Origin of the sequence: Roseospira marina, from assembly GCF_014197855.1 — a bacterium.
GTDB classification, from domain to species: domain Bacteria; phylum Pseudomonadota; class Alphaproteobacteria; order Rhodospirillales; family Rhodospirillaceae; genus Rhodospira; species Rhodospira marina.
The window spans coordinates 88,518-96,412 of record NZ_JACIGJ010000015.1 but is presented as its reverse complement, the minus strand read 5'-3'; the positions used below and the strand labels follow the sequence as shown (position 1 = coordinate 96,412).

At 60.7% G+C, this 7,895-nt stretch carries 8 protein-coding genes; all 8 read left to right on the top strand.

Translation table 11 applies throughout. The features are described 5' to 3' along the window. Positions 1-828, top strand: an 828-nt coding sequence (locus tag GGD82_RS16740) for a phage head spike fiber domain-containing protein (protein WP_184013308.1), incomplete at its 5' end; no start/stop codon positions are given. Positions 829-929: 101 nt separating this feature from the next. Next, entirely contained in the window at positions 930-1,292 is a 363-nt protein-coding gene (locus GGD82_RS16735) for a hypothetical protein (RefSeq protein ID WP_150063526.1), read from the top strand. Next, entirely contained in the window at positions 1,292-1,753 is a 462-nt protein-coding gene (locus GGD82_RS16730; protein ID WP_150063527.1) for a hypothetical protein, read from the top strand. Before GGD82_RS16735 ends, GGD82_RS16730 begins: the two co-directional genes overlap by 1 nt. Before the next feature lie 294 nt (positions 1,754-2,047). Continuing rightward, positions 2,048-2,308 (top strand): spike base protein, RCAP_Rcc01079 family, encoded by a 261-nt coding sequence (locus GGD82_RS16725; protein ID WP_150063528.1) that lies wholly within the window; start codon positions 2,048-2,050, stop codon positions 2,306-2,308. Next, complete coding sequence (locus tag GGD82_RS16720; protein WP_184013307.1) at positions 2,308-5,814, top strand: phage head spike fiber domain-containing protein; 3,507 nt, start codon at positions 2,308-2,310, stop codon at positions 5,812-5,814. Before GGD82_RS16725 ends, GGD82_RS16720 begins: the two co-directional genes overlap by 1 nt. Further along, a complete protein-coding gene (locus GGD82_RS16715) occupies positions 5,811-6,185 on the top strand; it encodes a hypothetical protein (RefSeq protein ID WP_150064149.1) in 375 nt (124 codons plus the stop codon). Before GGD82_RS16720 ends, GGD82_RS16715 begins: the two co-directional genes overlap by 4 nt. Positions 6,186-6,211: 26 nt before the next feature. Continuing rightward, complete coding sequence (locus tag GGD82_RS16710; protein WP_150064150.1) at positions 6,212-6,946, top strand: lysozyme; 735 nt, start codon at positions 6,212-6,214, stop codon at positions 6,944-6,946. A gap of 122 nt (positions 6,947-7,068) precedes the next feature. Beyond that, positions 7,069-7,884 carry a PhoH family protein gene (locus tag GGD82_RS16705; protein ID WP_170284492.1) on the top strand — a complete coding sequence of 272 codons (816 nt, stop codon included), beginning with the start codon at positions 7,069-7,071 and terminating at the stop codon, positions 7,882-7,884. Positions 7,885-7,895 lie beyond the last annotated feature (11 nt).

The window sequence follows — 7,895 nt, the reverse complement described above, 5'->3', positions numbered from 1 at the left end:
GGGGTTGTGCAACCGGCCGCGACGTTCTCGCGGGCCTCCTCGGCGATCCTCTGGGACGGTGCTGCGTTCCAGGCGGTCGGTCCCGACGTGCCCCGCATCGAGGCCGGCGCGCTGCTGATCGAGAGCGCGGCGACCAACACCGCGTACCAGTCCACGGACATGGCCGTCTTCGCATCGAGTTCCAGGTTGTTCACTCGGCTCGAAAGCGCGGGAGTCGGATCCTGGGCTCGGCTGACCGCCGCCACCGACGGCACAGCCCAACTGATCGCCGGCGCCGACGCCATGACGGTCGGGGCGACCTACACGTTCTCGTGCTATGCCCGCGCGGGGACACGCGATCAGATCTTTTTGCAGGGCCGGGAACATCGGTATCCGAAAACGAACTTTGACGTGACATCGGGGACGATCATCTCCGAAGCGTCCGAATACACCAGTGTCATCACCCCGCTGACCGGCGGCGCCTATCGGTGCGCCATCACCTTCGTCGCGGACGCCACGACGCCGTACATTCTCGCGCTCGGGTTCGCGGCGCTGGCCGGGGAATCAGCCGATTTTTACGGCCGGCAGGTTGAGCGCGGGCCGCGGGCCACGTCCCTGATCGCGACCGGCGATGGCGCCGCGACGCGCGCCGCCGACGTCCTGACGTTCACACCCGCGACCACCGGCACCGCGTCCTTGATCGGCACGGCCGCCGACGGCACCGCATACCCGGCGGGCGCCCCTCACATCGTGGGCGTCTCGCCCGGCGTGCCCTGGACCGCTCCGCCCGGCCGCTGGTCGGACGTGTGGGTCATGGAGGCCGCGGTCCAAGCGGGCAATCTTGAATGACCTGGCGAGGGTCCCAATCAAAACGAGTTGGCCCGAATAGTCTCTGGCCTCAATCTGTTGTTGCTGGTACAATACATCAGGTTTGATTTATGGGCGGTGACATGACGACTCCCGAACAGGGCCTGACGGTGTTCCGCACCGAGATCAATGCCCGCATCGAGAATATCGAAAAGTGGTTGGAGCGCGTCACTGTCGCGGTCGAGAAGCTGACGGAGAACCGTGAGCGGATCGTCGTGCTGGAGCTGAAGCTGAAGGCTGAACTAACTCGGCAGGACCGGGAGATCGAGCTTTTGCATCAGGAGATGACGAAGATCGCCGAGGTGTTGGCTAACATCCGTAAGGACAATACGCGTCAGGCGGTCAGCATCGCCAAGCTGGACGTAGTGAAGGGCGGCGCCTTGGCGGTGATTGGCGTAATACTTGGCGGCGTCGTGACCTACTTTGTCAATCTGTGGAAGAGCTGATGTCGCTGTTCGTCACCTGGATTCTCGGTCTTTTCGGAAGACGCTCTATAAAGCTCGTGGGTGCGCTTTTTGCGCTCGTCGCTGTCGTTGCGCTCGTGCTGTACGTGACATCGCTCAGGGACGCGCTCAACGACGCCCAGAGCGCATTCCGCGACGAACGTCGCGCACGCATCGAAGCTGTCGCCCAAAGCGACTTCTGGAGAGCAGAACATGACCAGGCGACCCGGCGCCTTGAGGAGCTAGTGGCCGCCGACCGAGCCAGTCAGGCACGCATCGCGACGCTGACCGGAACCCTTGCACGGCTCGATCTGGAGGCGCCCCGTGATGACCAAGTTGCCGATCGTCTTGGTGCTGCTAATGCCGATCTTAATCGGTTGCTCCACAACGCAACACGTCTCAGCGCCGGAGCTGGTTCCCATTACGCACCCCGAGACTCCCCGTCCGGTGGCGCTGGAGAATGAAACCTTTTCGTTGTCCGAGAATGGGCGATATTGCATGACGCCAGAAAGCGTCCGGATCATGCTCAGGAACAAAGCCGAACTTCTTCGCTGGGTCGAGGAAGCACAGAACATTTTGAATTATTACCAAAGCATGTAGATAGGGCAGGTGCGGCACGGCGCCGCTTAAGAGTCGTGAATTTATTAAGATATATAGCTAATATATTACTTAATAGGGAAGCGGCGAGGGCACGTCCTGCGGTATGTTCCGCTAGTTTAGTCAATTATGACTTATGAGGAAGAAGAGCGATGCGGGATATGGCGAAGGATACTTGGGATCTGTCTGAATTGCGTCCAGAAAGCCCGGCTACTCACGGCGTGACGGTCGCGCCCAATGACGTCGCGGATCTCGCGTTCGTCTCGCGCGCCCTTTACATCGGCGGTCAGGGCGACGTTACCGTCACCATGCTGGGTGGCGAGACCATGACCCTGAAGGCGATCCAGGGCTGGGCGCCGCTGCGCGTGACCCGCGTGATGGCCTCTGGCACCACAGCCACTCATATCGTGGCGGTGTGGTAATGCTCGGCTTCGGTTTCAACGTGAGCGCAGCGGCCGTTCTAGCAACACATGCGCCGATCGAGATCGTCGCGCCGACGCTGGGCGAGGCCCTTGCGGACGTGGCTATCGACGGCACGAGCAGCCTCATGGTTGAGACTACGCCGGCCTTCAAAGGTCTGTTATTGACCTATGCGCTCGTCTTGGCGCCGGCCTGGATGACGATCAACGAAGACACCGGTCGTATTACTGGGATTGCGCCCAATAGGGACGCGACCGGTGTCGTGACGGTGCGAGCAACGAACCGCGCCGGCAGTGTCGAGATTATGTTCAACTACGCCATCATGGCGATAGACATTGTGGCGCCGAGCGGCCACACGTTGAGGACCGGTGCGCCCCGATATGGTGCCTCGACGGCCGTGGCCGTCGAGGTGATGCTGGAAAACGTCGAGATCGGCGCAGCCTGGCGGCTGCATGTGTCCTCGGCCGGCGGTGGCGATCCAATCGTACTGACCGGTACGACGGCAGCCGCGAACGAAATCTTCGACATCGACGTTTCGAGCTTGTCGAGCGGACTATTGACGCTCTCGATAGTCGTGAAGGATGCCGCGGGCAACGAAGCTCTGCCAGTCACCACGACGACGATGCTGGACAAAGTCGGGCCAAGCCTTGTGACGCTTGTGGCCGAAGCGCGAGATTCAACGACGTTTTCGTGGACCGCGTCCGCGAGCGAGACGGGCACGCTGAGGTGGGTGGCGATCCCGGACGACGCGATGACGCCGAGCGTTGAGGAGGTGCTGAGTGGTCAGGCAGCCGGCGGCTTGGCTCCTCTTGCTTCAGGCTCGGCTGTTTTGACGACCGGTTCCAACACGGGCTTCGGAACGGGGCTGCCGTTCGGCCGCAGCGTAGTGCTGGCGTTTGCGGCGCGCGACGACGTGGACAACGCCTCGGCCTTGGTCACGACGGTCAGCGTCGTCATGCCGCCGCCGCCGCCGCCGCCGCCACAGCTTGTGGATCAGGACGTGAATATGGGGGCGCTAACTCGCTCGGACGGCGGAGTGCGGTTGTCGAGCGCGTTGGTCAACAAGGGCGGCCCGATAGAAGGTTGGACACTGAGCGGCGTAGATGCGGACGCTTATCGGATCGACGGCGAGCGTTTGTATCCGGCGAGCACCGGCGGCGTCGCGGACGGACATGTGCTGACCATCACTGCCACGGGGCCGGGCGGCTCCAACTCGGCGACGGTCACGATCATCGCCGTGGGCGCCATGGCGCGCGCCTATTCGGTCGCCTCGGTAAATGCGGCCAGCGCCGCATACGGCGCGGCTCGTGGCGGAGATTCCGTCTTGTTCGCAGGCGGCCTGTATTTGATGGCCGACGGCGGACGTATAAGCCGGTCTGGCGCGCCGAGCGAAGCGAGTAGAGAAAACCCGGTCATCATTGGTGCGCATCCGCAACAAGAGGTTCAACTCACAGGCGTACGTCTCGACCCGGGCGATGCTGGGCCAAACACGTCGCTTTTCACGACGTTCCGTGGTTTGAGTTTTGTCGACGACCTGACGGGTGACGCCGTCGGACGCCCCAGCTTATTGGAGATCGAGGGCTGGGACGTCAGTGTCGAAAGCTGTCTGTTTATCTCGAATTGGCAGGAAAATACGGCACCAAACGCGCGCGTGGCGATTAGAACGATGTCTCGTGCGGATCGCCTTCGGGTTGTTGATTGCGAGTTCGACGGGTGCTTACAAGGCATTAACTTTGAGGGCTATGACGTATATTTTTCATACCTTGTGATGCGGCGAATTTTAATGGACGGCATCTTCGCGGGTATCTGTTCCAGAACGACAATTGAGAACTGCGCAATTGTCGATAAGGCTTTGAGCTACGTGGCGATCGACGTTACGTCGATCCGTCCGAATCCGAATAATCCCGCGAAGACCGATCTTGTTCTGACGAGCGCGGCCGATTTGGGCCGGGCCAAAGGCTGGACGCTTTATGGCCTCAGCGATGGTGCCGGAGCACTGGAAGGTTGGTTCGTCGGTGACAACTACACGCTGAACGGCGACACACTGACTATCTCCTACGACAGTTCGGATCTGCCGCTTAACGCGACCTGTGTCATTCAGGGCGATACCGGCAAATACGGCGATTGTATTCAGTTCGCGTCGCGAGATGTCGGGCAGCAGGACGATGTGACGATACAAGGCTGCTTTCTTGGTCGGGGGCTGGGGCCGAAGTATGTTAGCGGAGGCCGGGGCATTTACGGCGGCTTGACTGACAAGGCTATTCAACTCAGAAAGCGCTGGCGGATCGTGAACAACTTGATCGTTGTGGCGCGAATTTGCGGTCTGTCGGTAGATGACGTGCAGGATTCTACGATCCGTCACAATACGGTCCTCAATCCTCTTGGTGCGTTGCCGCGTGATGGCGTGTCGGACGCGCGAATCATGATCGGCGGGGAGATCTCGGCGAACAACGTTGTTATAGACAATATCGCCAACGGCATTTCCGCGCCAGCGGACACGATTTTGTCGAACAACATCACGCTGCCTCTGGATCGAGATTTCGAACCGACGGTGGCCGATATCGCAGCTTACCAGAGCGTGTTTCGGGGTCCGATCCCGGTCACGAACGGCGGTCTCGACCCGAAAGTCTACCGTCCAAAGTCGGGCCTTACCGCAGGTTGGGGCGCTGTAGAGCCGGCTCGGGTGGACTTGGTTGTTGAGGGGGTTGTGCAACCGGCCGCGACGTTCTCGCGGGCCTCCTCGGCGATCCTCTGGGACGGTGCTGCGTTCCAGGCGGTCGGTCCCGACGTGCCCCGCATCGAGGCCGGCGCGCTGCTGATCGAGGGCGCGGCGACGAACGGGGCATATCATTCCGCGGATACATGGATTCTGTCGTCCAGCTTCGGCACCGTTACCAAAAGTGATGATTTTGGGGTCGGAGCCTGGGCAACGTTGACCACCAACGAAGATAGGAACGCTCAGCTTCTTGGTGCAGCCAGTGGTATGATTGTTGGCGAGATTTATACGTTTTCTTGCTATGCGCGTGCAAAAACACACGATGACATATTTATACAAGGCCGGCAAAAAACTAGTTATCCGAAAGCAACTTTTGATCTAGCAAATGGTATGGTTGCTGAGGAAAAGAAAGAGTACAAGAGCGTTATTAAAAACATGAAGAACGATATTTATCGTTGTTCTATTACTTTTGTGGCCGATACCGCCAAGTTTTATATCCTTACGATTGGGTTCGTGGCAGAAGCGGGGAGTTCTGTTGATATATATGGCCGGCAGCTTGAGCGCGGTTCACATCCCACATCTTTAATCGCGACCGGCGAGGGCGCCGCGACGCGCGCAGTTGACGAATTGACCTACACGCCCGCAACCGATGGTACGGTGCGTCTGGTTGGTACCGATGTCGACGGAGCTGTTTATTCGACTGCTGTGCCGCGGATTGAGCTTCTCACCTCTGGGATGCAGTGGACCGCGCCGGCAGGTCTATGGTCGAACATTTGGGCGGAAATGACATGATGGAGACCCTGTATCTGTGGGCGCCGGATGAGGCCGCGTTGATCGCCGCCGCTGTCGAGGCCCTGCCCGAGCTGCTGGACGGCGACACCTGGGTGGTGCGCAGGCCAGACAGAGAGGTTGGATATCCACGCACAGCGGACGGCGCGGTGATGCTCGATGTGATCGGTATTCAGCCGTGGGAGATCGAGCCAGTTTATGACTCGAATGGCCAGAAGACGACGAGTGGAGTTCGGGCCGCTGGTTTTCACACCAATCTGATGTATCGCGCGACCGGCGAGGCTCGCGCTCAGGCGCTTCTCGTAGCGTTGTTAGCCCGGGGTGGCGAGCAGCGTCATCCGGATACGCCGGTACGCATCTGGGCCGGAATCTAGCGGCAAGTAACGTGGATGGTAGACGTATGACTCAAAAGATCAATCAGAATGGATTGAGCCTCATCAAGCGTTGGGAGGGGTTTCGCCGACGAGCGTACCTGTGTCCGGCTGGTAAATGGACGATCGGCTTTGGTCACACGGCTGGCGTTAAGCGCGGCGATACGGTCACCATGGAAGAGGCTGAACGCCTGTTGAGTGAGGATCTGACCGCCGCCGAGCGGGCGGTTCGCGAGCTGATCAAGGTCGCGCTGACCGAGAATCAGTTCTCAGCTTTGGTGAGTTGGACGTTCAATCTCGGCCGTGAAAATCTGCGCACCTCCACGCTGCGTCGAAGGCTCAATGCCCGCAACTACGGCGCCGTGCCGGATGAGATGCAGCGGTGGAATAAGGTGCGGGATCCAGAGACCGGCGCGTTGGAGGTCAGTTTGGGTCTGGTCCGGCGTCGAGCCTCCGAGGTTGATCTGTGGATGTCGAAGGACGGCACGGTTGCCGAGGACGGCGACATGCCGCAAGCACCCGAGGCGATCGAAATCAAGTCGCTCGCCAAGTCGCGCACAGCCATCGGGTCGGCTACCGCCGGCGCCGGCGGTGCGGGTCTGGTGGCAGACTCCGCGCAGGAAATCATTCAGGCCGCACAGAGTGCCGAGCAGCACATCAACACCGGGACGTGGGTCGGTCTCGTTCTCGGTACCATCATTCTTGTCGCCGCAGGTGTGGCCTTTTACGCACGGATTGATGACTGGCGGAAAGGACGTCGCTGATGATCGGGCCGCCCACGAGGCGGCCTTTTCATTGAACCGGAACCAAATCGACATAGTGCAGGACCGCCATGGCCCGGAAGATTTCCCAGCCCACTCGGGCGCAAAGTCGTGAGCAGAAAAAGATGAGAGTCCGTGACGCGCGCAACGCCGAACCCCTGTTGAGTCTGGTGCGTGAGCAGGAGGCGCGCGAGATGACGAGAGTGAAGCCGAGCCGGGCCGATACCACGGAGTACGCGCCGGCCACGCCGAACCAGGCGCTCTACGACCAGTTTATCACCACGAAGGAGATCGTGTTCGGTCTCGGCGTCGCGGGCACGGGCAAGACCTGGTGGAGCGTCAAGCGGGCCTGCGCGGCGCTCATGAGCGGCGAGATCAGCACGATCGTCTGTACCCGGCCGGCGATCGAGGCCGGCGGCAGCCTGGGATATCTGCCGGGCACCCTGGAGGAGAAGTTCGCGCCCTACTTCCTGCCCGTGCGCGAGGCCCTGGAGCAGTTTCTCGGCTCGGGGCACTACACCTACCTGGTCGAACACGGTCGCATTCAGGTGACGCCCCTGGAGTTCCTGCGGGGCGTTACGCTCAACAACACCTGGGTGATCGCCGACGAGATGCAGAACGCCACGCGGACCCAACACAAGCTGCTGCTGAGCCGGTTCGGCCAAAATTGCAAGATGATCCTGAACGGCGATCCCGAGCAGTGCGACCTGCCGAACATCGGCATGTCCGGCCTGCACGATGCCTGGATCCGGCTGCGCGACGAGACGGGCGTGGGCGCTGTGCATTTCGAGCCCAACGACATCGTGCGCTCGGGGATGTGTAAGACGGTCATTCTGGCCTACCGGCGCCCCGTGCCAGAATCAGCACTGTGCGAAAATCGCTATATGCAAACAGTCGAGAGTGAACGCGCTGGTCTGGAGAGGATGCTCCGGGCCAGCTAACATGGCCGGAT

Coding starts and splice junctions, on each gene's coding strand:
- GGD82_RS16735 (WP_150063526.1), top strand. CDS start 930: ATGACGACTCCCGAACAGGGCCTGACGGTGTTCCGCACCGAGATCAAT.
- GGD82_RS16730 (WP_150063527.1), top strand. CDS start 1,292: ATGTCGCTGTTCGTCACCTGGATTCTCGGTCTTTTCGGAAGACGCTCT.
- GGD82_RS16725 (WP_150063528.1), top strand. CDS start 2,048: ATGGCGAAGGATACTTGGGATCTGTCTGAATTGCGTCCAGAAAGCCCG.
- GGD82_RS16720 (WP_184013307.1), top strand. CDS start 2,308: ATGCTCGGCTTCGGTTTCAACGTGAGCGCAGCGGCCGTTCTAGCAACA.
- GGD82_RS16715 (WP_150064149.1), top strand. CDS start 5,811: ATGATGGAGACCCTGTATCTGTGGGCGCCGGATGAGGCCGCGTTGATC.
- GGD82_RS16710 (WP_150064150.1), top strand. CDS start 6,212: ATGACTCAAAAGATCAATCAGAATGGATTGAGCCTCATCAAGCGTTGG.
- GGD82_RS16705 (WP_170284492.1), top strand. CDS start 7,069: ATGAGAGTCCGTGACGCGCGCAACGCCGAACCCCTGTTGAGTCTGGTG.